The following is a 24216-nucleotide window of genomic DNA, read 5'->3' on the forward strand; positions in this document are numbered from 1 at the left end:
TTATTGACCTTCTTCTAGGCGTCGTTCCCAATCTTTGGCGAGGTCATCACGCCCTTGCAGTTGTTGATCCAGGAGGTCTTGGTCGGTGCCATAGGTGATGGTTTCACCGGTGAGAATTTTCTGGGTTGCAAATTGCTGGGCATAGGCTAGTTTTTGTTGCAGTTCAGGTTCGCCAGTGTTGAGTAGGGCCGCTCGTTCTTGCCGCTGGGCGTTGCGATTTTCGATGGTTTGGTTGCGGCGCTGGAGCCAAAAGTAACGGCCTAGGGGAACGGCCAAAAAGGCGATCGCATAGGCGAACAAGAGGGGATAAAGGGCCTGGGCAAGACCCACCAAGCCGCCAAGTTCGGCCACCAGGGCTGAATCTTGCAATAAAACGCCTAGCATCAGGGCCAAGACTAAGTTGACACCCCCAAGGGCGATCGCCAAAAATTTTTGTCCAGTGGGGGCAAGGGTAAATGTCCAACGATGTTCTTCTAAATAGTTGGGGACAGATTTCTGGCGGCGTTCCTGGGCTTTGACCTGTAGTTCCGGGAAATAATAAACTAAATCGCCTGTAGGGGAGACTTCCGGGTAGCCATTGAACCGGGCTAAAACCGGCAACATATAACTTTCCTCATTCTTCTCTGTGGGTGATAGTTCGTCGAAATAGGGCGCAAGTTGTTCGGCGATCACGGCTCCGTCATTGTTTTGGATGACCTGACCAATGGTCTGCCAGCGACGCTCCTCAAGGTTTGGGTTGGGGTCGCCATCACCGAATAGAAACGAAAAAACGGCTTCGAGGAAATTCATTCCCCCCTTCTCGGTGTTGCTCGTCGTGTTTTTTAAGGTTGCTGAAGAACCATAGCGTCGGGGGCCGTAGTAGTTAGGGCTAAAGACACGAAATGGATTAGGCCCCCACCAAACGAGCCAGGGTAGATTAAAAGAAGAACTACGACGACGGGAGGAATTATTATTGTCCTGACTACTAGCGGCTGTCACTAGAGCCAGAATGGCGATCGTCATCAAAAGAATCGAAAGAATCAAGGCGATGCCAAAGGAGATCCGAATTAGGAAAAAGACAACTCGCCAGGTTTTATCGAGCCATTCCTGGAGCCGAATTTTAAAATACTTATTGCGGAGGATCGTCCGGAAATTTTTGGGAAACTCAAAGACAACATCCCCGGTTTCTGCCACCTGGAGGTGTCCGCCGGCATCGGCCGCGAGATTATAAAGACCGTTTTGGGCCACATTGAGTTCTAGGCCAGCCTGGGTCGCCACTTCCCCGACAGTCGCTCGATATTGGAGGGTTTCAACGGCGCGCATTAGTTGGGGCGAGAAGGTCATGGCTCTTTGGATCGTTAGAAATAATCTGGGGGGCTTCTGTTACCAGTATAGAATTGGGTTGAAATTCTGGGGGACAGAGAAATGCTGGGAACGGGATTATTGATCACCTTGGTGGCGATCGCCCTTGGGGTGTTGCTCAACCGAGCGATTCGCGCCGATCAACGCTGGTTTTTCCAATTGCGCCGCCCGGCCTGGCTCACCTTTGAAGGCATTATCCCAGTGGTGTGGACAAGTATTTTTATCTGTGGGATTATTTCCGCCACCTATGTTTGGCATGCAGACCCCCAGGGGTTTCGTACCTGGCTGTTGATGGCGGGCTATGGTCTGTTGGAGTTGGTAATCTTGGCCTATACCCCTGTGATGTGCAAAACCCGCAGCCTAACGGTGGGAACCATTATTGGGGCTGCGGGTTTCGTAGTGGGTTTATTGTTGGCGATCGCCGTTTTTCCCGTCTCGAAAACGAGTTTTTGGCTTCTGTTGCCTTTTTTGCTGTGGAGTCCAGTCGGCACCTACATCACCTGGGAAATGATTTGGCTTAATCCTGGCAAAAGTTAATCCCTAGCGCACGTACCACCAGTAAGTAGCCATGGGAATGATTGTCGCCAAGAGAAGCAACACCACAACCCAAATGGTTGAACTGGTTGTTTTTGTGTCTTCGGCCTTGGTGAAAGTGCTTTCGATGTTAATTTCGGCAATGTCTGGGGGGCCAGGATCTGCTTCCCCGTTCAAAATGGTGCCAATGCGGGCCTCAGCATCCAGGAAGGCTTGGTTATAGGAACTGCTGCGCAGGGGGTAACCGATCGTTTCTCCGGTAATACTCTCGGCTGTCTCCGGTGGAATCAACTCCTGGATATTATTTCCCAAGGCGATCGCCACATTATTCGTCAGCACATCCATCGCCACCACGATTTCATCGGCCCCTGCCTCCGGTGTCGGAAACCACTTGGCAAAGACCTTGTCGGTAAATTCTTCCATGGTTTGACCATAATCAAGGCGACGAATCGCGACAAAATGCAGACCCTTGCCCGTTGTGTCCGCTAACTCGCTGAGCTCTCGATTTAAACGTCCTTCGTTGGCACGACTAATTGCTTCTGCTTGATCCACAATCCAGATCGGTTGATCCCCCGTGGCGTAGGGCACATCATAAACACCAGTGGCCTGGGCTGCCGAAACAAAACTCCCAAAGGTAAACAATACCGTTGCGAGCCACACCCCCAGTTTTTGCCACCATTGCAAGCTTTTGGGTTGAGATATCATCTTAAAAACTAGTCCAAAAATTGTGCGTATCTTTTAGGTTCTAGAATAAACCAAGGGCGATCGCCACCGAAACTAACTGACCTTTGAGCCGTGCCGATTAGCCCAGTCGCGCTTTTCCTTAAGTCTCTTAAATTTTAGGCATTGAATTCTGTCAGACACAAAAAAACCCAGTGAATTTTCACCGGGCTTTACAAACAACAAACTCAATTGACCAGATCTACTAATTTGTAATTTTTAAAGTCATATATTGTGGCGGCCGTCGAATAACCAAATAGAACGTTAGATTACCCTACAGAACACCTTGTATAAAAACTTATCAACCAATCCCTAGATGGTGTACATCATCGGTAAGGCAATACAGAGACCATAGGCAACCAGGGCACCACCACAGCCGCCAATCAAGAAGCCAGCCGCAAACTCGCTCCAGCCTTCTTTGGTTCCTAGATTTTCAGGAGGATTGGGCGTGGTTAGGGTTGCGGTGGGTGTGCTGACGCCGACACTTCCGTAGAGGGAAAGGGCAAGGGTCAACAGGGAAATCAAGCCAACGGTTCCTAATAGGCCAGCAACTCCAGCAAAGTCTGCATTCCGCAGCGGGCCGAGGAGAGCAAAGGGGCCATAGAGGAAATAACCATGGGCCATGCCAACTTCTAGACCACGGCGCTGTGCCGAAAGTCCTTGACGATAACCCGGTAGATTATTAATGAAAGCTTTACTAAATGCAGAAGCATTAATCGGAGTCGCGAGGTTTCCTACTTGAGGATCTCCACCATGTTGAATAATGTCCATTTAATGTTTAAGCTCCTCTCAAAACAAACTTACAATTTAAGTTCAGATAAACACTTGTTACGGATTATAAGAGATATTGCTAGATTTACTGGCTTTCTTAGTATTTGGCAACATTTAGGGCAAGTCCTGGGAATTTCGGCCATTTATGTTAAGAATCGTAATGTCTGTTCCCTCCCAAGACCTCTGGCAGTAATATCCAAGGTATTGTGAAAACCAGTTTGTTAATAGCATTTAGGAAAGATTTAATATGAACGGCGCCTACGCAGCTTCTTTTCTGCCTGTAATCCTTGTCCCCTTGGCGGGTGTTGTTTTCCCGGCTTTAGCGATGGGACTTCTGTTTAACTACATCGAATCTGACGCTTAAGTAAAAAATTCTGGGCGATCGCCTCAGGAATTTACCTCACATCTAAGATTGTTCTCATTTCCCCATGCACCGTAACTAGAGGTTGTGTGGGGAATTGTTTTTGGGGTGTGGCACCCTGGGATCAGGGCAAGCTTGGCCCATTGCTGGCCATTGTCGTTAAGAATAGAAAATGGCTGCTGCGTGTTCCAGCACCATCATCTCCCAGGAGGAAAAGTAATGGAATTATATTTTTTTCGCCATGGCATCGCCGCTGACCGGGCTGACTATGCAGAGGATGGCGATCGCCCTTTGACGACCAAAGGCGAAACCCGAACAAAACTTGTGGCCCAACGATTACAGCAGCTTGGTCTCCACTTTGAGGGGATTTTAACCAGTCCTTTATTACGGGCCAGACAAACCGCAGAAATTTTGGCCGCCGCAGAACTAGGCCCCCATCCCCAGGTTTTCCAAGGTTTAGCACCGAGGGGTTCCCTAGGGGCATTTTTAGCCTGGCTAGAACGTTGGGAAGCGGCTCCGGATGCAAAATTAGTCCTTGTGGGCCATCAACCAGACTTGGGCGAATGGGCTGAGGCGATCGCCTTTGGTCAGACAGGCCACCACCTCAACCTCAAAAAAGCAGGCATCATTGGCCTTCGTTCCGGTGCCGCCCGGATCCAAGCCCACACCGATAATGAGCTATTTTTGTTGACCTCGCCAAAATGGCTACTGCCATAATCCCCGTGATAGGCTAAGTTAGCCACGGGCATCAAGAAATTAGCCTCAATATTATTTTTAGGATCTAATCAAGGTACACAGTATGACGACTGGTTGCGAATTTAAACCCGGCTTAGAAGGAATTCCTGCAGCCCAATCCAGCATTAGCTTCGTCGATGGAAAAAATGGCATCCTCGAATACCGGGGGATCCCGATTCAAGAATTGGCCGAAAAAAGTTCTTTCCTCGAAGTTGCCTACCTCCTGATCTGGGGTGAACTGCCGACCTACCAGGAACTTGAAGATTTTAAAAACGATATTCTCTATCATCGTCGGATTAAATACCGCATCCGAGACATGATGAAATGTTTTCCGGAAACCGGTCACCCGATGGATTCTCTGCAAACGTCGGCGGCGGCCCTGGGGCTATTTTATTCCCGGCGTGCCTTGGATGATCCAGAGTACATTCGCCACGCTGTTGTTCGTCTGTTAGCCAAAATCCCCACCATGGTTGCGGCGGCCAATTCGATGCGCAAAGGAAATGATCCGGTTCAGCCCAACGATAGCCTTGATTATGCGGCGAATTTTCTCTACATGATGACCGAGCGTCGCCCCTACGATCTCCAGGCGAAGATTTTTGATATTTGCTTGATGCTCCACGCCGAACACACGATCAATGCTTCCACTTTTTCGGCGATGGTGACGGCTTCTACCTTGACGGATCCCTACGCGGTGATTGCGTCTGCCGTTGGCACCTTGGCCGGGCCGTTGCATGGAGGGGCGAACGAAGAAGTGCTTTTGATGCTCGAAGAAATTGGCTCCGTCGAAAATGTTCGTGGGTATGTCGAGACCTGTGTCGCGAATAAACAAAAGATCATGGGCTTCGGCCACCGGGTTTATAAGGTTAAAGATCCCCGGGCGGTGATCCTCCAGAGGTTAGCGGAGGAACTGTTCGAACTCGAAGGGGAAGACCCGTACTACAAGATTGCCCTGGAATTAGAAAAAATCGTTGAGGAAAAATACGGCCACAAGGGGATTTTCGCCAACGTTGATTTCTATTCGGGCTTGGTTTACCGCAAGTTAGGGATTCCGAGCGATCTATTTACGCCCTTGTTTGCGATCGCCAGGGTTGCAGGTTGGCTCGCCCACTGGAAAGAACAACTGGGTGTCAACCGGATTTTCCGACCGACCCAGGTCTATACCGGTGTGCATAATCAAATCTATATTCCAGTAGAAAAACGCGGCTAAAGGGACAGTGTTCACGATGCAATTATGCCGATGGCGCAGCTTAGGACTGGGGGTATTGCTGCTCTTTCTGTGGGGCTGTGGGGCAAATCCCCCTGGCCTGGAAACCGAAATCCTGACCCCCAGCAACCAGTGGCAAACCCTCACTACAGAACAGGTGCAATTGGACGTTCCACCGGGGTATGTGGGCGGCAATCCAGGCTTAGATCTCCCCGCCATGGCAGCCACCTTAGAGGCCTGGGATAAAGGCGATCGCCTTGAATGGCTTAATCAAAATGCCGAAACCCTAGAATTGCTTGCTTTCCAAGCAGAGGATGGCCGCCTGAACAGCATCACCATCGTCCAAGAAGAACGCCCGGAAACCCTGACCTTAGAGGATTATCTCCAACAACAGGTGGCTACCTTCCAGGCCACTGGCATTACGGTGGGCCTTACCCAAACGGCGGATCAAGGGCGCTTAGAATTGAACCGAGGCGACCTCACCCAGGTGAGTTATGTCTATCCAGAAACGACCACCTTTTGGGTAATTACCTATAGTAGTGATAGACCTACCGCTGCCTTTACGGCTGGGGTCGAGCAAAGCCAACAAAGTTTTCAGGTGCGCCCCGAGTCATCTTAGAAATGCCGTGAACCTTGATCAAGTAATCATTGCCTATAAAGCGGGTGACCCCTTCGCTAAAAAATGGGCCGAACGCTGTGCCCACGAATTAGAAGCCCAGGGGAGTCGGATTTTGCTCGGCCCCAGCGGCTTTAAGGATAATCCTTACCCTGTGTTTTTGGCCTCGGTCAGTGAACCGATTGATCTCGCCATTGTCCTGGGGGGAGATGGCACCGTTTTAGCAGCAGCCCGTCACCTCTCTAAGGAAAATATTCCGATTTTGGCGGTGAATGTCGGCGGCCACCTGGGCTTTTTGACCGAACCTTTTGAGCAGCTTGAAAATAGTCAGGCCCTGTGGGAGCGACTCCGCAACGACACCTACGCGGTGGAAACCCGGATGATGTTAGAGGCCAAAATCTGTGAAGGCGATCGCCAAGATCCAGAAATTGTCAGCGAAACCTTCTATGCCCTCAATGAAATGTGTGTCAAACCCGCTGCCGTTGACCGGATGCCCACAGCCGTCTTTGAAATGGAAGTCGATTGCACCATTGTGGATCAGTACCACGGGGACGGGTTGTTGGTGGCAACTTCCACTGGGTCAACCTGTTACACTGCTTCTGCGAATGGGCCGATTATGCACCCTGGCCTAGAGGCGATCGTGGTAACGCCCATCTGTCCTTTGAGTCTGTCGAGTCGCCCGATTGTCTTGCCCGCCCGTTCCAATGTCGATATCTGGCCCCTCGGAGACTACGACCTGAACAACAAGCTCTGGATGGATGGGGCCTTGGCGACTTCAGTTTGGCCGGGCCAGTGGGTCAATGTCCAAAAAGCCCATTGCTACTGCAAATTCATTATCCTGCGGGAAACCTATTCGTTTTACCAAACCATTCGCGATAAGCTCCAGTGGGCCGGATCGCGGATCCGCTACCAGAATAATCACCGCAATTGAGCTTAGAGTCCATTTATGAAGCCCCCCAGCCCCGAATTTGGGGGAGATTTAGGGGACAAATTAGGAAATTCATTTACTGTATAAATAGCCTCTTAGGTCGAGACAAAAGAGATGGCGAAAACCTCTCTAGAGATTTTCATTAAAAGAAGAAGCGTAACAGTACGGAGCTAATGGCGCTGAGGATATTGCCAGCAGTATTCCCAGAATCTTGTTTCGGGTTGAGGGCGAGGTCAATTTCGTCGAGTAACCTTTGACTAGCATCCACTCCAACGGTCGATCCTTGGCTGGTGAACAGGGTCTGAGCAAAGGTGGCATCCTGTTGGGCCTGGGCAAAATCTCGTAGTTGGTAGCGGGCGATCGCCCGGGAGAGATAAATGGCCCCATTGTCAGGTTCTCGGTTAGCGGCGGCGTCATAGTAGGCGATCGCCATGCGGTAATTTTTATTTTCCCCTTCCACAAAGCCCCATTGATAAAGCTGCTCCGCCGAAACGGGAGCATCCAACAGTCCTACCGCCCGCGCAATGTAGAACGTCCGCAGGGAAGTATTGGTAAAATTTGCTCCGGCTAAATAGGCTTCCCGGAGATCCGCGCCGTCTAAAATAGCCCCTTCTAGGTCAGCCCCGGCTAAGTTGGCCCCCACCAAAGAAGCTCCCGTTAAATTGGCCCCCCGCAAATCCGCAAGGCTCAGATCTGCCCGACTCAAGTTCGCTTGACGCAAATCCGCCCCCCGCAGGTCAGCCCCATCTAAACGGGCATTGGCAAGGCCGCTCCGGGTCAGTTGACAATTCTGACATTGACGACTTGATAGCAGTTGGCTGAGGTGGGTTAGGTTTTCGGCCCGTACCTGGGGGGCGATCGCCAAAGGCAAAACACAACAGGCGGTAAAGAGTAGCTTTTTCATCGGGAATTGGGGAGGGAGGACTGGAACTGTAGACCATCAATCAGGGCAAAACGTTTCCGGCTACCACCGATTTTTCTGCGTCCATGGTAGCAGTCACTTTCTGACGAGGTAATAGATCTGTAAAATTCTTTGGGGTTGGGGGACGAAACAACGGGGATATGATGGGGATTAGTGTTTGTTGCCGACAGTCTGCCCATGACGCCCCTAAAGCTTACTCTGAAAAATTTCCTCAGTTACCGTGATGCTGTTCTAGATTTCACGGGCTTTCACACGGCCTGTATTTGTGGGCCAAATGGAGCTGGGAAATCATCCTTGTTAGAAGCGGTGACTTGGGTGATCTGGGGCAAAAGTCGCACCAGCAGTGCCGATGACGTGATCCACATGGGTGAAATGGATGTACGGGTTGATTTTGAGCTACTTTGTCACCAACAGGTTTATCGAATCATTCGAATGCGATCGCGGGGGCGAGGGGCGACTTTACAATTCCAAGTGCGATCGCCGACGGGGGACTTTACCGCAATTACGGGTAAGGGGATTCGGGAAACCCAAGAGCTCATCGACCAAGAGATCAAGCTAGACTACGACACGTTTATCAATTCCGCCTATCTACGTCAGGGCCACGCCGATGAATTTATGGTGGCCAAGCCCGCAGACCGCAAAAAGATTTTGAGTGATCTCCTCAAGCTTGACCGTTACGAAAGCCTCGCCCAACTTGCCAAGGACAAAGCAAGATCTTTTAAACTCAAGGCCGATCTTCTCGAAGAAAGCCTCGCGCCTCAAACTGAACAACTCCGGGCAAAACCCCAGCTAGAAGCAGAACTCGCCGCCATCGAACAGACCATTAGCGAAGGCAAGCAACGGGAAAACCAACTCCAGGATCAGCTCCAAAAAATCCAGGCGATCGCCCAACAACGGCAATTCCTAAAAAACCAAGTCGATACGTCCCAGCAACAGTACCAGCGCCGCCACCAAGACCTGACGCGCCTCAGCACCCAGGCCCAACAACTCCAACAGGATTTAGCGCAAAATACAGCGATCCTACACCAGACCGACACCATCGAAGCCGAATACCAACGTTGGCAGACCCTCCAGCAGCAGGAAGAACAGCTCAACCAAAAATCCCAGCAATACCAAGACCTCCAGCAGGAACAACAAACCATTCAGCAAACTATCCAGACCGAAGAAAACGAGGGACAACGGCAGATTCAGCAGCTAGAAGTACAGATCCAGACCCTCACCCAGCAGCAAGCCGCAGTCCAAGAAACCTTGGCGATCGCCCCCGACCTGACCACCGTCCTAGACCAACTAAAGCGCACCCGCAACCAGATCAATCGCCTCGAAGCCGCCCACCACCAAGCCCAACCCCTCCTCCAGCAACGGCAGCAGCTAGAAAACCAAATTAGTCAGGCCGCCGAAAAACTGAAGTTACAATTGGCCGCATCCCGACAGCAACAGCAAAACCTCGCGGAAAAAATTGCCCAAATTCCCCAACAGCGGGCGGAATTGCAACGCCTCGATCAAACCATGGCCGATCTAGACCGCCAGAAAAAACATCTAGACCAGATTCAGCAACAACACCTTGATGTTTCAACCCAACAAGTCCGCTTCCAGGACGCTAAACGCAACTGTCAAACGCAACTCCAGGAGCTCCAACAAAAACTTGCCCTGCTGCAACAACCGGGGGCGACTTGTCCCCTCTGCGAACAAAACCTCGACCATGACCACCACCAAAATGTGATGGCCAAAACCCAGGCCCAGTACAGTGCCACTGAAGCAGAAATTCTCACCTTCCAAAATGAACTTAAACGTTGCGATCAACTGCTGCGCGACTACAACCAGGAACTGACGGCCCTCGACCAAGTCCGGAGCCGCTATGAAAGCTATGACCAGCAGATGATCCGCCTGGAGCAGGCCATTGAAACGAACCAAGCCCTCGAAAAGGAATTGAAACAGGTAGAACAGGAATTACTCAACCTAGAACGCGCCCTCCGCCTGGAGGCCTACGCCGAGGATCTGCGGGCAGAATTGGCGGAAGTGCAGCACCAGTTAGAGACCCTGAAATATGATGAATCCCAATTGGCGATCGCCAGGGAAACTGAAAAAGAATACCGTTGGGCAGAACTCAAAGAGGTGGAATTAAACCAAGCGCGCCAACGCCTGGACACCCTCCAACGGGAACTCCCCCAACAAGAAGCAGCACTTGAAACCCAGCGCCATCAACTCGACCAAAATAGACAAACATCTCCCTGGCAAGTCCACCTCACGCAGCTCCAGGAACAGTTAAACGCTCTCAACTACGACCGTAACGCCCACCAACAACTCCGCCAAGCACTCCAGCAGGGGCAAATTTGGCAACAGCGTTACCTCGAACTGGGCCAAGCCCAACGGCAACAAACCAGCCTCGAAGCGCAACTACAGGATTTAAACCAGCGTCAAACGGTCGCCCAAACGGAGCTGGCGCAACTCGAAGAACAAATTGTGCAATTGCAGGAAAATTTAGACCATCTTCACGCTGATCAAGGGGAGATTAACCACCTAGAGAATCAATTGCAAACCTGTCGCCAAGCCCTAGAAACAGCAATTACCCAACGCGGCCAACGGCAACAATCCTTAGAAAATCTCCAGGCGATCGCCACCGCCCAGAAAAACAGCAAAACAGAACTCAAGGAACTGCGACGTCAATATCGTATTCACCACGAACTCGGTCAAGCCTTCGGTAAAAATGGGATTCAGGCCCTGATGATCGAAAATGCCCTGCCCCAACTAGAGGCCGAAACCAACCAAATCCTTGGTCGCCTCACAGAGCACCAATTCCATGTCCAGTTCCTCACCCAAAAAGCCAAGAAAGGCAGCAAAAAAACTGCCGCCCAGATGATCGACACCCTCGATATTGTCATTGCCGACGCCCGGGGCACCCGCGCCTACGAAACCTATTCCGGGGGGGAAGCATTCCGGATCAACTTTTCAATCCGCCTCGCTCTCGCAAAACTCTTAGCCTACCGTTCGGGCACCACCTTGCAAATGCTGGTCATCGATGAAGGCTTTGGCACCCAGGACACCGAAGGCTGTAACCGCTTAATCGGGGCGATCAATGCGATCGCCGCTGACTTTGCCTGTATCCTCGCTGTGACCCACATTCCCCAGTTCAAGGAAGCCTTTCAAAGCCGCATCGAAGTCTACAAAGATCAGCAGGGCTCCCAACTCCAGGTCAACAACTAACCCCCATATTTCCAACAACTGTGCCTAGAATAGAAACCGTAACAAATCGCAACAGTTGCCCCTGGTATGTCCTTTCACCTCTCTGCTTGGTCCATCAAAAATCCAGTGCCGACCCTCGTAGCCTTCATGATTATGACCATCGTGGGGATCTATTCGTTTTTGAATCTTGGCATTGATAATACGCCAAACATCGATATTTCTGCCGTGACCGTGAGCGTTAGCCAGCCAGGGGCCGCCCCAGAAGAGATTGAAACGGAAATTACCAAGAAAATCGAAGATTCCGTTGCGAGCCTCGCCAATATTGATCAAATCACCTCCACCGTGACCGATGGCAATTCCCAGACGGTCGTGAATTTCGAGTTGGGCACCGACACCGACCAGGCGACCAATGATGTGCGCAATGCGATCGCCCAAATTCGCTCGTCTCTACCCCAGGACATCACCGATCCCATTGTCCAAAAACTTGATTTTGCTGGGGGAGCCGTGATGACCTATGCCCTCTCCTCTGGGGAGCGTACCGTCGAAGAACTCAGTGATCTCATCGATCGTCGCATTGGCCGAGAACTCACCAATGTAGAAGGAGTGGCCGAAATTCAACGGCTGGGCGGTGTTGACCGGGAGATTCGCGTCGATCTTGATCCTGATTTGTTACAGAGCTTGGGGATCACCGCAACCCAAGTTAATGACCAGATTGCTCAATTTAATCTCAACCGTCCAGGGGGCCGCCTCGAACTGGGGGGCAATGAGCAAAATGTCCGGACTCTTGGTAGTGCAGAGAGCATTCAAGAATTGCAGCAATACCCGATCACGTTACCCAACGGAGATCTGGTGTCTTTAGAAAACCTTGGCCGCGTGGAAGATAGCTTCCGGGAACCCAGGGTGGCAGCGACCCTCAACAATGAACCAGTGGTGGCATTCTCCGTACTCCGGAGTCCGGGGAGTACCGTTGTCGGCGTTGATCAAGGGATCCGAAAGGCGATCGCCGAGTTGCAAACCACCCTCCCAGAGGATCTCCGTTTCGATTTGATTTTTACCCGCGCCACAGAAATTCAAGCCTCCTACGACGGCACCATTATGGCCCTGTGGGCGGGCTGTATTTTAACGGTGATTACAGTGGGCTTTTTCCTCAAGGACTGGCGGGCCACTTTAATTACCGCCGCCGCCTTGCCCCTCTCCATTGTGCCGACGTTCTTTGTGATGCAGGCCCTCGACTATACCCTGAACGGGATGACCCTCCTCGCCTTGGCCCTGGCGATCGGTAACTTAGTCGATGATGCGATCTGCATGATTGAAAATATCGACCAACACCTGCAAATGGGCAAAAGACCTTTCCAGGCTGCCATCGATGGCGCCAGGGAAATTGGCCTCGCCGTAGTGGCAACCACCGCAACCATTGTGGCTGTATTTCTGCCCGTGGCCTTTATGGGGGGCGTGCCGGGACAATTCTTCCAACCCTTTGGGGTCACCGTCGCCGTCTCAACGATGTTCTCGACCCTGGTGGCCACCACTATGACGCCGATGCTGAGTGCCTACCTATTAAAATCAAAACTGGGGGCTTTTAATGGCCAGAAACAACCGGGTTTTTACCGGAATCTGCTCGGCTGGGCGCTGCGCCACCGTCTTACGACTCTTCTCGTTGCCCTAGCCTTTTTTATCGGTAGCCTCCAGCTGATCCCCTTCATTCCTACAGGACTTTTTAGCAGTAGCGATACGGGCATTAGTACGATCGCCTTTGATCTGCCCCCGGGTGCCACCCTGGCCGATAGCGAGCAAGTGATGACGGAAGTGAGCGATCGCCTCCAGGCCAATCCCGCTGTGAGTAGTGTTTTGGCAACGGCGACCAACGTCAACAGCGGCACCATTTACGTCAATCTTGTGCCCCAAGCGGAACGGGTTTCCCAGGCAGAATTTGAACAAACCCTACGGCGTGATTTCCAAACGATTCCGGGGGCAAGGGTCTCCTTCCAAAGTACGGGCGGGACAGGCAACTCTAAGGATCTCTCCATTGTGCTCAAAAGTGAAAATGCCCCGCTTCTATTAGAAACAGCGACGACCCTAGAGCAACAGATGGGCAGCGTGCCGGGGCTAGTGGACATTTCGTCGAGCGCAAGCTTGGTTAAACCCGAACTGATTATTCAGCCTGATCCCCAACGGGCCGCCGATCTTGGTGTTTCTGTGGCGGCCATTTCCCGCACCGCTTCCCTGGCGTTAATTGGCGACAATGATTTTAATTTGCCTAAGTTCAATTTAAGCGATCGCCAAATCCCGATCCGCGTTCAACTCGATCCCGCCCAACGCAGCAATATTGAAACCCTGAAAAATCTCCAGGTACCGAGTAACACCGGTGAATTAGTCCCCCTAGCTGCTGTGGCTGAATTAAAGCTCGGTAGTGGTTCGGCCCAGATTGACCGCTTTAATCGCTTCCGTCAAGTGGAAGTGGGGGCCAACCTGGAGGGAACATCCCTAGGGGATGCCTTTGCTGCCGTGAATGCCTTGCCCGTGATGAACCCCCTACCTTCTGGCGTGACCATTGAACCCGCGGGCGACGCAGAAATTATGCGCGATATTTTTAGCCGTTTCCTCACGGCGTTGGGGGCGGCTGTCCTGTGCATCTATGCAATTCTGGTGCTGCTTTACAACAACTTCCTCTATCCCTTTGGGATTCTAACCGCTTTGCCTCTCTCCATTGGGGGGGCTTTGTTGGGGCTGATGATTACCCAAAAGGAACTGGGTTTATTTGCCCTGATTGGCATTGTGTTGTTGATGGGTCTGGTGACAAAAAACGCAATCTTACTGGTGGACTTTACCCTCTCCGGCCTACGGGAAGGTAAAACCCTGAAAAAATCCCTCGTCGAAGCTGGGGTCTCCCGGTTACGGCCCATCTGTATGACATCTCTCTCGACCATTGCCGGGATGTTGCCCATTGCCTTAGAGTTGGGAGCCGACGGTGCGACCCGGAGTCCGATGGCGATCGCCGTGATTGGGGGCTTTAGTACCTCCACCGTTTTGACCCTGATCGTCGTGCCTGTGATCTTTACCTACATTTATCGCTTTGTCCGCTGGCTCGTTAAACCCTTCCAAAATGCCCAATCTGCGCCCCTATGATTTCCTGCCACAAAATTACAGATTTTATCGGACTTGCTCGGATCACCGAAATTTTGTGTCACCATAGTACATCCGAGTAATTTTTATCGATATTGCGGGCCTGACCCTTAAACCATTCCAGGCCAATCCGAATTAGCTCCTACAGAAGAAGAACACCCTATGACCACGACGACAACTCCCAAAACTTGGAAAGAGGTCCTTGGCGATCGCATTCCGCCCCAGATGGCCGAAGAAATTGACACCTTTGAAAACCAAATGGCCCTCCGCTGCCAGGACAAACTCGACGAAAAAGTGTTTGCCGAACTGCGTCTTCGTCGGGGCGCCTACGGTCAGCGTTACGATAACGGCTTCCGGAATGATGGGGTCAAAGCCAAAGCAATTCCTTTTCCCAAAACAGAACTCACCAAAGGCCCCGATACCAAATGGCAGGCCCCAGGCATGCAGCGGATCAAAATTCCCTATGGGGGGATGACCGCCGAACAAATGGATGTTCTCGCTGACATTTGCGAAGAATATTCCGACAACATTCTCCACATCACCACCCGTCAGGACATCCAACTTCACTTCATTTCCCTCGATAATGTCCCGGATATGCACCGTCGCTTAGCGGCAGTGGGCATTACGGTACGGGAAGCCTGTGGTAACTCCGTACGCAACGTTACCGCTTGTCCCCTCGCTGGTGTTTGCCATGACGAAGTCTTTGACGTCACAGGCCATGCCCAAGAACTAACGGACTTTTTCCTCGGTCACCGGGATATCCAGGATTTTGGCCGTAAATTAAAGATCGCCTTTTCTGGTTGTGAAGATCATCCCTGTGGTTTGACTTCCATGCATGACCTTGGCTTTATCGCTAAAACCAAAGAAATTGATGGTGAAATTGTCAAAGGGTTTAAAGTTTATGTCGGTGGCGGCTTAGGTTCTGTACCGTTCCTGGCGAAACTCTTTGAAGATTTTGTGCCCCTTGAGGAAATTTTCCCCCTCTCCCAGGCCATCTTCCGCGTCTTTGCCCGCCTTGGGGAAAAGAAAAACCGCAACAAAGCCCGGATTAAGTTCCTCGTCCAAAAGCTCGGTCTCGAAGAATTTAAACGTCTGGTTACCGAAGAACGGGCGCTCCTCGAAGCTGATCCCGGTTGGACAGCCTGGGTTGAGCGTCTCACTGCCTACGAAGAAAAAGGTAAACCCGCTCCTGTTGCTGCGGATCAAACCTTCGATCATGGCGAAGAATTCACCAAGTGGAAAACCACAAACCTCTATCCCCAACGGCAAACAGGCTTCTATACTGTTGCGGTTTCTTTGCCCCTAGGAGATGCCACCTCGCCCCAATTCCGGGGTCTGGCTGATATCGTCCGCAAATATACCAATGACACAGTAAGGACAACCGTTGAGCAGAATATCTTGATCCGTTGGGTACATGAAGCAGATCTTCCCGCCCTCTATGCGGATCTCAAGGCGATTAACCTCCATAGTGGTGGTGCCCATTCGATCATTGACATTACCGCTTGCCCGGGTACAGATACTTGCAAATTGGGGATCGGTAGTTCTCGCGGTTTAGCTGGGGAATTGCGTCGTCGCATGGCCCTCAAGGGGTGGCAGTATGACCAGGCAGTCAAGGATATCCGCGTCAAGATCAGCGGCTGTTTCAACTCCTGCTCCCAACACATGGTGGCAGAAATTGGTTTCTATGGTTCTAGTCGTCAGGTACAACGGCGACGGGTGCCCCACTTTAACCTGGTACTAGGTGGGGAATGGGCAAATAATGCCTCTACCTACGGCAAATCCATGGGGGTTTTGCCCTCGAAGCGCATTCCTGATGTGGTGGAATTTCTCATTGATACGTTCATGCAGGAACGCCTGGAAAATGAGAAATTTACAGAATTTTTCAACCGCATTGGCCGTAAGGAAATGAAGGAGCGACTCCAGCCCTTCACGGAAGTGCCTAGCTATGAAGAAGATCCTTCGTTCTATTCTGACTGGGCGGATACCCGTGAATTTACCCTTGGGGATATTGGTGTCGGTGAATGTGCCGGAGAAGTGGTCACCCTCACGGACTTTAGTATGGCTGACGCAGAAAGCCTCCACTTTGATGCAACGGTGCTGCTTGATAATCCGCAAAATGGCGATGTTCAACTGGCGGCGGATAAGGCGATCGCCGCCATGGTTAGTGCGGCTCAGGCCCTGTTGAAATTCCAGAACATCGATATTAGCGATGATCCAGAAGTGGTGAGTGCCGAGTTCCGCAAGTATTTCTACGATACGGAACTGTTCTTTGATCCCTTTGCGAAGGGGAAATTTGCCCAGTTCTTCTTCTCCGCCCTGAAGCATAAAGATAAAGCTGCCAGCCTTGAACAGTCCCAGCGCTTGGTGGAAGAATCCCGTCTCTTTATTGAAGCGGCCCACGCTTGTAACGGTCGGATGATCGAGGCAGGGATCACCAGCCCAGTGAGCTTTAAGCAATGGCTCCTGAAGCAAGGATTTGGTATCAACTAAGCGGCACAATGCTGCGTTAGGTTCCTCAGAGAAAATAGGGTGGGCAAAGTTGCTCACCCCATTTATGTCCACCTTGATCTGCTTTAATGTTGCTCGAAGCAATTATTGTCTAAGTCGTCACTGAAAAGTAAAAAGCTTGTGTATATTGAACGTTTTTGTGTAAAATTCCCGGCCCAAATGCCCGCTGGTTTTGATGAGGCATCGTTAATTGGCGTTTTTCAGGGATGGATCCGGGATGAAAAAATTGGGGGCACCTTAATTGATGTGGTGGACTACCGCCATGTGCCCGATGGCCCAGGGATTATGCTCGTCACCTACGAAATCAACTACATGATGGAGCACCAAGGGGGCTATGGCCTTTATGCCCAGCGGCGCTGGAGTAGCGTGGAAAATCAACCCCACACCGAGGCGATCGCCGATTTAGTCCAGTCGGCGGCTAAATTTGGGAGCTTGCTTGAACAAGAAACAGAGATTACCCTCAAGGGCAATGAATTTCTCTACATCAGCAATGACCGCCTGAACGGGCCAAATACCGATGAAGGGTTTGCGGCGGTGAAAGCAGATCTCAGCGCTGCCTTAACTCAAATCTATGGTGGGAAAGCCTTCGCCATTGAGCGGGTACAAAACAATCCCAAAGAGCGTCTGACCCTTTCTGTCAAGGTGGATAGTCCGGTGGCGATCGCCGAACTTTGTACGGTTGCATAAGGATAAAAAAATCCTTTAAGATGACTTCTAACAGGATCAAGCCTACCGCGTTGGTGACTACCAATATTGTTTGTTGATCTATGCTTGAGCTAATTGGGAAGCCGATTAAGTTCTCGCGGCAGTAAACCGAGCTTGTACTCGGAAACGAAAGCTGAGAGCTGTTCTTCCCCCCTGGATTTTCCAGGTCAGAAGCTGAGGTAAGACGGCGTGGCGGGTGCAAGTCCTGTATTTTTTTTGCTCAATTTTTGCCGCCCAAGGCTAGGGTGATTCGTGGCGGAGTTTCCAAATCAGGCTTGAGGTGAAGTTTGTCACGATATGGGCAACCACAGGCACAAGTAAATTTCCGGTGGCGATCGCACTGTAACCGAGAATAAACCCAATTACCGTCGCCCAAACGGCATAGGACCATTGCTGGGCGCCGCTGATGTGGAGTACCCCAAAAATCAAGCTCGATAAACAGAGGGCGCCCCATCCCAAACCCAGGCCCGGTAGCATAATTCCCCGAAACAGAAATTCTTCACTTAGCCCCGGCAACAGTCCCAACCAAATGGCATCGGGCACGGCCAGGGGTTTGAGGACAAATTCAAGGTAAGTATCGACACTGCGACGATATTCCGCCCAGACGGCGTAGAGGAGACTGCTGGCGACAATGATCCCCAAGGCGATCGCCACCCCCTGGATAAGAGCCAGTCCCGAAAATTCCCAGGCCAAAAGTTCTACATTGCCGATTAACCGCCAGAGATTTCCCACAATGAACAGCAACAGCGCTGTGATCCCCATAAGAAGGAGCACCTGTTGGCGGGATAACGGTTCTAAGGGCGGTTGGTTGGATTGATTCACAATAAATATTGATCTAGATTGCATTGAGGGGGGGCACAGTGGGTCGCAGACTCGAAAAATCTAATCCAGCACGGTGGGCGACCATGATCCCAATTGCCTCCAAGTATGAGTCTACCCGACGGGCTTTAATCCCAACGGATTCTGGAAAAATGCTTAATGCAGTGTCATTTTCGTTTACAGCAATGATCAATGTTTGGGTCTGGGCAAGGCTCAAAACGGCACTACCGCCACAGGCACTGGCGGGGATCACTAGGCTATCGACCTGATCCGCCCAGATCTCTCCGGCTTGGCGATCGCCTGTGGTGACAAATTGGGGCGCATAGCTCAACCCGGCCAGGATACAGGGCAAAAAAGTGTAGCCTAATTCTTCGGCAGCGGCTTTTGGGGAAAGTTCCGGTTCAATGGGTAAAGGCGATAAAGCTGGGGCATGGGCGCAGGGAATCTGAAATTTTTTCACGAGCAGGTGGGAAATCACTGCCTCAGCACCCGCGAGGGCATCGACCCCAGATCCCTGGCGATATTGGGCGAGCAATTCGCTATCTTCGTCGTCAGGAAAGCGAGCCACAACGGCGATCGCCTCCACCTTGGCCTGGGTAATTAGTTTTTCCGCCGCCCGCAACAAACTGCCCACATTTTCAATCGTCCCCCAACTGACCCCCGTTTCCGAAACTTTGAGGGTGACATTCAAGGGCGCATCCGTCACAACATAATCTGTGATCGGCAAACCTAAGGTCGCGCGGCAAGCTTCGGCTCCCTGGATGTGACGGGTTTTTAATTCTGCTTCAATGCCTTGATCGAGGAGTAATCCCACTTTATTTTGTCGCACGGGTCGTAACCCCCAGTTCCCCGCAGCGAATTGATCGAGGCCATAGCCTTCTACATAGAACGTATTTGCCATTGGCCAAAAGAGTTGCGCCCCGTTTAACACGTTGGGGTGGGTAATCAGGCGATCGCACACCTGGGCCATCAGCCGTGCAATGGGAATCCCATCCCCCGCATAGCCACCAATTTTCGCGCCGATCCCCGTGGGGATGATCAGCATTGAGGTGTAGGGAACAGTGCGGCTTGGGGTCGGTGCGAGGAACATAAAAATTCACTGGAAAAGAACGTTTGAGAAATTTAGCACTAATTCGGTAACCGCTTCAGCCCCCAAGTTTTTGGGTGTAAACAAGAATCTTCTCCGGCACCGATGCCGGAAGTCCCAAACAATACGATATACTCCACACTGAAACGATGTCAGTCAATCGAACACAGCAAAGGCAATGGTAGCGGTAGCAATTTTGGCAGCAGGCAAAGGTACACGGATGAAGTCGGATCTCCCAAAAGTCCTTCATCCCCTCGGCGGGCGATCGCTCGTGGAACGGGTGATTGAAAGTTGTGCTCTCATTAAACCAGAACGAATTTGCACCATTGTCGGTTACCGCGCGGCTGAGGTAAAAATGGCCCTGGCCCATTTGCCTCACCTAGAATTTGTTGAACAAACGGAACAACTCGGCACCGGTCACGCTGTCCAACAGCTCCTCGAACCTCTCAAAGATTTTGTGGGCGATGTCGTGATTCTCAACGGCGATGTGCCTCTCCTGCGCCCTGAAACCATTGCAGATCTCGTGAGTACCCACCAGAAAAATAATAATGACGCAACTCTATTAACGGCCCAACTGCCAAATCCCACGGGTTATGGTCGTGTGTTTTGCGATGGTGACAACCTAGTCACCCAAATCGTCGAACATCGCGACTGCAACGATGCCCAACGTAAGAATAATCGGATCAATGCGGGTGTCTACTGTTTCAAGTGGGGGGTGTTGGCCGAGGCGCTACCCAAATTAACCACCAACAACGATCAACAGGAATATTACCTCACGGACGTTATTCTCCATTGCGATAAAGTGATGGCGATGGATGTGGCGGATTTCCAGGAAATTAGCGGTATTAATGACCGTTTTCAGCTTTCGGCAGCCTACGAAATTTTGCAAGACCGCATCAAGGAAAAATGGATGAAGGCCGGGGTCATGATCCACCAGCCCGATACAGTTACCATTGACGACACCGTGCAGCTCGAACCAGATGTGATGATCGAACCCCAAACCCATCTGCGGGGCAATAGTTTGATCAAGACTGGTTGCCGCCTAGGGCCGGGCAGCTTGATTGAAAATAGCGTCATTGAAGCCAATACAACAATTCTCTACAGCGTGGTGAGTGATAGCCAGGTGGGAGAAAATGCCCAAATTGGCCCCTATACGCACATTCGCGGCCAGGCTAAGGTTGGGGAGCAATGCCGGATCGGGAATTTCGTGGAGGTCAAAAAATCGACCATCGGCAACAATACCAACATGGCCCACCTCTCCTATATCGGCGATGCCACCCTAGGAGCAAAGGTGAATATCGGCGCTGGGACGATCACAGCGAACTATGACGGTGTGAATAAGCATCAAACAGTGATTGGCGATCGCAGTAAAACCGGAGCCAATAGCGTCCTGGTTGCGCCCATCACCATCGGCGAAGATGTGACCATTGCGGCAGGCTCAACAATCACCAAGGATGTGGATAATGATTGCCTCGTTGTCGCCCGGGCTCGCCAGAAGGAGATTAAAGGGTGGCGCTTACAGTCTTGAACGGGGAAGCAGGCGTAATGGGGAATCAAACCTGATTAAAATTGCCGTCGACTGAAAATAAAGATGGCGATCGCCTGGAGCAAAATCACGTAGACAAGGCCATAAATCGCACTGAGTAGTAGAGTTTGGCCATCGGGAACCACCCCATAAACCACCTCATTACGGAAATTGAGACGCGATAAATCCGGCAAAACTTTATAGAGATTTTCGGTGATCCACTGAACTCCGGCATTTTGGCTCAATTCCCCTAATTTCACTAAATCGGTGCTGAAGTGGCCCATCAGGTAAATCCCAAAGGAGAACAAGGTCGCCAACAGAGAACTGGTGAATACCCCAAAGGCGATCGCCACGGCAATGATCAGCATTAGCTCAATAAATAAATAACCGAGGGAAAGGGAGATTGGCCCCAGCGGTACCGTTGACCCTTGCCACAGCAGCGGCATCATACTTTGTGACCAAGCCAAGAGTGCGAAGTAAATAATTCCCATGGCAACTAACATCACCGCCACCACCGCCGACAGCCCCAGATGCTTCCCGACGATCAGTTCGGCGCGGCTAATCGGTTTGGGGATCAGCACCAGGATTGTGCGTTTTTCAATTTCTTTGTTGACCAAGCCCGTGCCCACAAAAACAGCCACCAGCACACTCAAGATACCGATCATCCCCAGGCCAAAATCCACGACGATCTTCGCCCCTGCCGTCGCCGACACATCGGGTAAAATTCGTACCGCCAGGGCAAATACCAGGCCGTAAAATCCCAAAAAATACAAAATGCGATCGCGGATCACTTCTCGAAAACAATTACTGGCGATCGCCCAAATGCGCTTAAGATTCATCGCTTTTCTCAACAGGACAAGCATCAAGGAAACAGCATATCAAGATTTTTTCATCCCGCAGCGAAAATGCCCCGACAAACACCCCAAAATCGTGATTTTTTAACGATTTAATAAAAAAGGCTGCATCCCTTCTCAGCCATGGGTGAGAATGCCAGAGTATCCCTACAGACGAAACTGCCCCTCCCCATGAGCCATCCCCACGCTGCCCAACTCCAAACCCTCATGGCCCAAGCCAATGTGAGCGATGTCATTCAACTGGCGGCCTATTCGCGGGTCGCAGCGCGGCAAATTTACCGACTGCAAGCTGGGCTCATTCATAGCATCCCCGTCGAAGCCGTGGTGAAATTGGCTCAATATTTCGATCAATCGGTGGATGAATTTCTCGCTCTATTTCTGCCCACAGGGATTCAGCCGTTAGAATTTACCCCCAAAACAACCCAAGCAACTGGGATTGACCCCGCCGAACTCGAAGCACTCCAGACAGAAGGCGATCGCCTCCGCGCCCAACTAGAAACCCAGGCCATCAACCACGCCGAGGAAATCGAGCAGCTCCAACACCATCTCCAAGTCCAGCAGCAGGAATATACCGACAAAATCGATCACCTCCAACAACAGTTAACCGACCAAGCCGAAGCCCAGGCCCAGCAGGAAGAAACCCTCAAAGCCGAGTATGCCCGCCTAGAAACCCAACTCGACAGCCAACAAGCGCAAAATGAGCAACGCTGGCAACAGGAAGCCCTGGATATCCTCGAAGCTTGGCTGTTGCAATGGTCTGCCGCTGCCAAGGCCGCCCAAGACAATGCCCAGTTCCCCGCTAGAACTCTGGTGGCCCTCACGCAGCCCTTTGAGCAACTCCTCGCGAGCTGGGATGTGACCCCCATTGGCACCGTCGGCGAAATTGTGGACTATGACCCCCAAGAGCATCAATTAGTAAAAAATCACGGTGATGTCGGCCCAGGGGATGCGGTGGTAATTCAAAATGCGGGCTACCGCCAAGGCGATCGCCTTTTGCATCGGGCGAAAGTGATCCATCAGGAAGAACCCAAAGGGACAGAAAACTAAGGTTTGTCATTGAATCCTAATCTCCAAGCCCTAGTGAGATGACAAATCCACCATGCGCATCCTAATAAGCACTCCCCGCCAACTACATATCGAATTTCCAGAAGAATGTACAGCCCAAGCAACCTTAGAGCCTGTTTATAAAGAAAAAATTAAATCAAGACTGGATAAGGGATTTGGCTTCATTCGTCGCCATGTAGATCAAGCGTCCTACATCGCTTAAGACCATTACTTCGCGGTAGATATAACCGCTTAAGATTTACTTTATAAATCCCCTCTTAGGAATCGTATTTGTAATTACGGCGTTACTTTCCCTAGGATTAGTGCTGATGGCAGGAGGGGGCGAAAGTCTTTTTTTTCTAGTACTGTCAATAGTGGTCGCAGTTTATTGCTTTTTAGAAAAAATTCCCTACGCCTGCTTAATAGACCGCACCGCAGCACAGCTAAACATTCTTCGTCGCAATAGTTTAGGTCAGCAGCAGTCCCTCATCTACTCCATCAACGACATCGACACTGTAACCGTAATCCGAAATGTGCGCCGAGGGCGGCCTTGTAGCACCAATGTCTGCTTGAAGTCAGGTGGGCGATCGCGGCTAATGTCCTACCAATCCTGTGCCGCTCAGCACCAAGTTGCAGATCGAATCACAACTTTCTTGCAAAACCCATAGCTACATCTGGCTGAATTGATGACACACCCCAGGGATCTAGACAGAGGTGGGCGATTGTTCCTGAAGATTTTTAACATAGTCTCGGAAACGGTGGAGATCGGCTTGAATGGTTGATTCCACGACCCGGCCTAAGAAGAGATTATCCATAACCTGTCCCAAAATACCAGGGATATCATAGGCAATGCTGAGGCGAACAATCGTTTTGCCATGGCGGTCATAGAAACGGATCGCCCCCCGATTCGGCAGGCCATCAACGGATTCCCACTGAATAATTTGGTGCTTAACAACCTTTGTGATCCGAGAGAGCCAGGTAAATTCAAAGGAACCACTGGCCAATTTCCAGCGGGACAGATCTGGGTCGTCCTTGAGGATGGCGACAGAATCAATCCATTTCATCCACTGGGGCATTTGTTCGAGATCTGACCAGAGTTCCCAAACGAGATCGATGGGGGCGTCAACTTCTACCTGTACGCTGTGCTCTAGCCAACCTGACATAAAACTTTATAAAACCAAACATCCCCCTCACTGTAACAGAATTCCCGAATGAATTGGTACCGCTTCTGGAGGGGGA

21 protein-coding genes and 1 other RNA gene are annotated in these 24216 nt (G+C 51.2%); 14 read left to right on the plus strand and 8 right to left on the minus strand.

The window, feature by feature from the left end; all coding sequences use genetic code 11:
* Nucleotides 1–1323 carry a hypothetical protein gene (locus AACQ84_RS13175; RefSeq protein WP_012308212.1) on the minus strand — a complete coding sequence of 441 codons (1323 nt, stop codon included), beginning with the start codon at nucleotides 1321–1323 and terminating at the stop codon, nucleotides 1–3.
* Nucleotides 1324–1404: 81 nt separating this feature from the next.
* Between AACQ84_RS13175 and AACQ84_RS13180 the strand changes: the two genes are divergently transcribed.
* The gene (locus AACQ84_RS13180) at nucleotides 1405–1878 is read left to right on the plus strand and encodes a TspO/MBR family protein (RefSeq protein ID WP_012308213.1); all 474 of its coding nucleotides are present in this window, start codon (nucleotides 1405–1407) and stop codon (nucleotides 1876–1878) included.
* Nucleotides 1879–1881: 3 nt separating this feature from the next.
* Here AACQ84_RS13180 and psb32 read toward each other — a convergent pair whose 3' ends face one another.
* Nucleotides 1882–2580: a photosystem II repair protein Psb32 gene (gene psb32, locus AACQ84_RS13185; protein WP_012308214.1), complete on the minus strand. Its 699-nt coding sequence runs from the start codon at nucleotides 2578–2580 to the stop codon at nucleotides 1882–1884.
* A gap of 327 nt (nucleotides 2581–2907) precedes the next feature.
* On the minus strand, nucleotides 2908–3366 hold the full coding sequence (locus tag AACQ84_RS13190) for a photosystem I reaction center subunit XI (protein WP_012308215.1): 459 nt from the start codon (nucleotides 3364–3366) through the stop codon (nucleotides 2908–2910).
* 247 nt (nucleotides 3367–3613) lie between these two features.
* On the opposite strand from AACQ84_RS13190, the gene AACQ84_RS13195 reads away from it, so the two are divergent.
* The 5 genes from AACQ84_RS13195 (at nucleotide 3614) to AACQ84_RS13215 (ending at nucleotide 7213) form a co-directional block, all read left to right on the plus strand.
* Nucleotides 3614–3730, plus strand: coding sequence for a photosystem I reaction center subunit VIII (locus AACQ84_RS13195; protein ID WP_012308216.1), 117 nt, complete (start codon nucleotides 3614–3616; stop codon nucleotides 3728–3730).
* Between the two features lie 216 nt (nucleotides 3731–3946).
* Entirely contained in the window at nucleotides 3947–4444 is a 498-nt protein-coding gene (gene sixA, locus AACQ84_RS13200; RefSeq protein ID WP_012308217.1) for a phosphohistidine phosphatase SixA, read from the plus strand.
* A gap of 82 nt (nucleotides 4445–4526) precedes the next feature.
* On the plus strand, nucleotides 4527–5669 hold the full coding sequence (locus AACQ84_RS13205; protein WP_012308218.1) for a citrate synthase: 1143 nt from the start codon (nucleotides 4527–4529) through the stop codon (nucleotides 5667–5669).
* A gap of 16 nt (nucleotides 5670–5685) precedes the next feature.
* Nucleotides 5686–6285, plus strand: coding sequence for a hypothetical protein (locus tag AACQ84_RS13210; RefSeq protein ID WP_012308219.1), 600 nt, complete (start codon nucleotides 5686–5688; stop codon nucleotides 6283–6285).
* 7 nt (nucleotides 6286–6292) lie between these two features.
* Nucleotides 6293–7213 carry an NAD(+) kinase gene (locus AACQ84_RS13215; protein WP_012308220.1) on the plus strand — a complete coding sequence of 307 codons (921 nt, stop codon included), beginning with the start codon at nucleotides 6293–6295 and terminating at the stop codon, nucleotides 7211–7213.
* A 139-nt stretch (nucleotides 7214–7352) separates the two neighbouring features.
* On the opposite strand, the gene AACQ84_RS13220 is transcribed toward AACQ84_RS13215, so the two are convergent.
* Nucleotides 7353–8114, minus strand: a complete 762-nt coding sequence (locus AACQ84_RS13220; RefSeq protein WP_012308221.1) for a pentapeptide repeat-containing protein — start codon at nucleotides 8112–8114, stop codon at nucleotides 7353–7355.
* A 171-nt stretch (nucleotides 8115–8285) separates the two neighbouring features.
* Between AACQ84_RS13220 and sbcC the strand changes: the two genes are divergently transcribed.
* The 5 genes from sbcC (at nucleotide 8286) to ssrS (ending at nucleotide 17849) form a co-directional block, all read left to right on the plus strand.
* The gene (sbcC, locus tag AACQ84_RS13225; RefSeq protein ID WP_234991381.1) at nucleotides 8286–11333 is read left to right on the plus strand and encodes an exonuclease subunit SbcC; all 3048 of its coding nucleotides are present in this window, start codon (nucleotides 8286–8288) and stop codon (nucleotides 11331–11333) included.
* A gap of 66 nt (nucleotides 11334–11399) precedes the next feature.
* On the plus strand, nucleotides 11400–14438 hold the full coding sequence (locus tag AACQ84_RS13230) for an efflux RND transporter permease subunit (RefSeq protein ID WP_012308223.1): 3039 nt from the start codon (nucleotides 11400–11402) through the stop codon (nucleotides 14436–14438).
* A 159-nt stretch (nucleotides 14439–14597) separates the two neighbouring features.
* A complete protein-coding gene (locus AACQ84_RS13235) occupies nucleotides 14598–16925 on the plus strand; it encodes a nitrite/sulfite reductase (protein ID WP_012308224.1) in 2328 nt (775 codons plus the stop codon).
* Between the two features lie 138 nt (nucleotides 16926–17063).
* Nucleotides 17064–17630 carry a hypothetical protein gene (locus AACQ84_RS13240; protein WP_041443652.1) on the plus strand — a complete coding sequence of 189 codons (567 nt, stop codon included), beginning with the start codon at nucleotides 17064–17066 and terminating at the stop codon, nucleotides 17628–17630.
* A gap of 36 nt (nucleotides 17631–17666) precedes the next feature.
* A non-coding RNA gene (gene ssrS / locus AACQ84_RS13245) (6S RNA) lies at nucleotides 17667–17849 on the plus strand.
* A gap of 39 nt (nucleotides 17850–17888) precedes the next feature.
* Here ssrS and AACQ84_RS13250 read toward each other — a convergent pair.
* Both AACQ84_RS13250 and AACQ84_RS13255 read right to left on the minus strand, forming a co-directional pair.
* Nucleotides 17889–18470, minus strand: coding sequence for a CPBP family intramembrane glutamic endopeptidase (locus AACQ84_RS13250; RefSeq protein ID WP_012308226.1), 582 nt, complete (start codon nucleotides 18468–18470; stop codon nucleotides 17889–17891).
* A 13-nt stretch (nucleotides 18471–18483) separates the two neighbouring features.
* Complete coding sequence (locus AACQ84_RS13255) at nucleotides 18484–19557, minus strand: DUF3326 domain-containing protein (RefSeq protein WP_041443653.1); 1074 nt, start codon at nucleotides 19555–19557, stop codon at nucleotides 18484–18486.
* Between the two features lie 175 nt (nucleotides 19558–19732).
* Between AACQ84_RS13255 and glmU the strand changes: the two genes are divergently transcribed.
* Nucleotides 19733–21082, plus strand: a complete 1350-nt coding sequence (gene glmU / locus AACQ84_RS13260) for a bifunctional UDP-N-acetylglucosamine diphosphorylase/glucosamine-1-phosphate N-acetyltransferase GlmU (protein WP_012308228.1) — start codon at nucleotides 19733–19735, stop codon at nucleotides 21080–21082.
* A gap of 35 nt (nucleotides 21083–21117) precedes the next feature.
* Here the strand turns inward: glmU and AACQ84_RS13265 are convergent, their stop codons facing one another.
* A complete protein-coding gene (locus AACQ84_RS13265; RefSeq protein WP_012308229.1) occupies nucleotides 21118–21918 on the minus strand; it encodes an ABC transporter permease in 801 nt (266 codons plus the stop codon).
* Nucleotides 21919–22104: 186 nt separating this feature from the next.
* Between AACQ84_RS13265 and grpE the strand changes: the two genes are divergently transcribed.
* On the plus strand, nucleotides 22105–22980 hold the full coding sequence (gene grpE, locus AACQ84_RS13270) for a nucleotide exchange factor GrpE (protein WP_041443654.1): 876 nt from the start codon (nucleotides 22105–22107) through the stop codon (nucleotides 22978–22980).
* 371 nt (nucleotides 22981–23351) lie between these two features.
* Nucleotides 23352–23645, plus strand: a complete 294-nt coding sequence (locus AACQ84_RS13275; RefSeq protein ID WP_143589401.1) for a hypothetical protein — start codon at nucleotides 23352–23354, stop codon at nucleotides 23643–23645.
* Between the two features lie 36 nt (nucleotides 23646–23681).
* Here the strand turns inward: AACQ84_RS13275 and AACQ84_RS13280 are convergent, their stop codons facing one another.
* Complete coding sequence (locus AACQ84_RS13280; protein WP_012308232.1) at nucleotides 23682–24140, minus strand: SRPBCC family protein; 459 nt, start codon at nucleotides 24138–24140, stop codon at nucleotides 23682–23684.
* Nucleotides 24141–24216: the final 76 nt, after the last annotated feature.

Origin of the sequence: Picosynechococcus sp. PCC 7002, assembly GCF_963860125.1 — a bacterium.
Lineage (GTDB): Bacteria > Cyanobacteriota > Cyanobacteriia > Cyanobacteriales > MRBY01 > MRBY01.

Bases quoted from the DNA above. Each gene is read 5' to 3' on its own strand.
- AACQ84_RS13175 (WP_012308212.1), bottom strand. From the start codon at position 1,323: ATGACCTTCTCGCCCCAACTAATGCGCGCCGTTGAAACCCTCCAATAT.
- AACQ84_RS13180 (WP_012308213.1), top strand. From the start codon at position 1,405: ATGCTGGGAACGGGATTATTGATCACCTTGGTGGCGATCGCCCTTGGG.
- psb32 (WP_012308214.1), bottom strand. From the start codon at position 2,580: ATGATATCTCAACCCAAAAGCTTGCAATGGTGGCAAAAACTGGGGGTG.
- AACQ84_RS13190 (WP_012308215.1), bottom strand. From the start codon at position 3,366: ATGGACATTATTCAACATGGTGGAGATCCTCAAGTAGGAAACCTCGCG.
- AACQ84_RS13195 (WP_012308216.1), top strand. From the start codon at position 3,614: ATGAACGGCGCCTACGCAGCTTCTTTTCTGCCTGTAATCCTTGTCCCC.
- sixA (WP_012308217.1), top strand. From the start codon at position 3,947: ATGGAATTATATTTTTTTCGCCATGGCATCGCCGCTGACCGGGCTGAC.
- AACQ84_RS13205 (WP_012308218.1), top strand. From the start codon at position 4,527: ATGACGACTGGTTGCGAATTTAAACCCGGCTTAGAAGGAATTCCTGCA.
- AACQ84_RS13210 (WP_012308219.1), top strand. From the start codon at position 5,686: ATGCAATTATGCCGATGGCGCAGCTTAGGACTGGGGGTATTGCTGCTC.
- AACQ84_RS13220 (WP_012308221.1), bottom strand. From the start codon at position 8,114: ATGAAAAAGCTACTCTTTACCGCCTGTTGTGTTTTGCCTTTGGCGATC.
- AACQ84_RS13230 (WP_012308223.1), top strand. From the start codon at position 11,400: ATGTCCTTTCACCTCTCTGCTTGGTCCATCAAAAATCCAGTGCCGACC.
- AACQ84_RS13235 (WP_012308224.1), top strand. From the start codon at position 14,598: ATGACCACGACGACAACTCCCAAAACTTGGAAAGAGGTCCTTGGCGAT.
- AACQ84_RS13255 (WP_041443653.1), bottom strand. From the start codon at position 19,557: ATGTTCCTCGCACCGACCCCAAGCCGCACTGTTCCCTACACCTCAATG.
- glmU (WP_012308228.1), top strand. From the start codon at position 19,733: ATGGTAGCGGTAGCAATTTTGGCAGCAGGCAAAGGTACACGGATGAAG.
- AACQ84_RS13265 (WP_012308229.1), bottom strand. From the start codon at position 21,918: ATGAATCTTAAGCGCATTTGGGCGATCGCCAGTAATTGTTTTCGAGAA.
- grpE (WP_041443654.1), top strand. From the start codon at position 22,105: ATGAGCCATCCCCACGCTGCCCAACTCCAAACCCTCATGGCCCAAGCC.
- AACQ84_RS13280 (WP_012308232.1), bottom strand. From the start codon at position 24,140: ATGTCAGGTTGGCTAGAGCACAGCGTACAGGTAGAAGTTGACGCCCCC.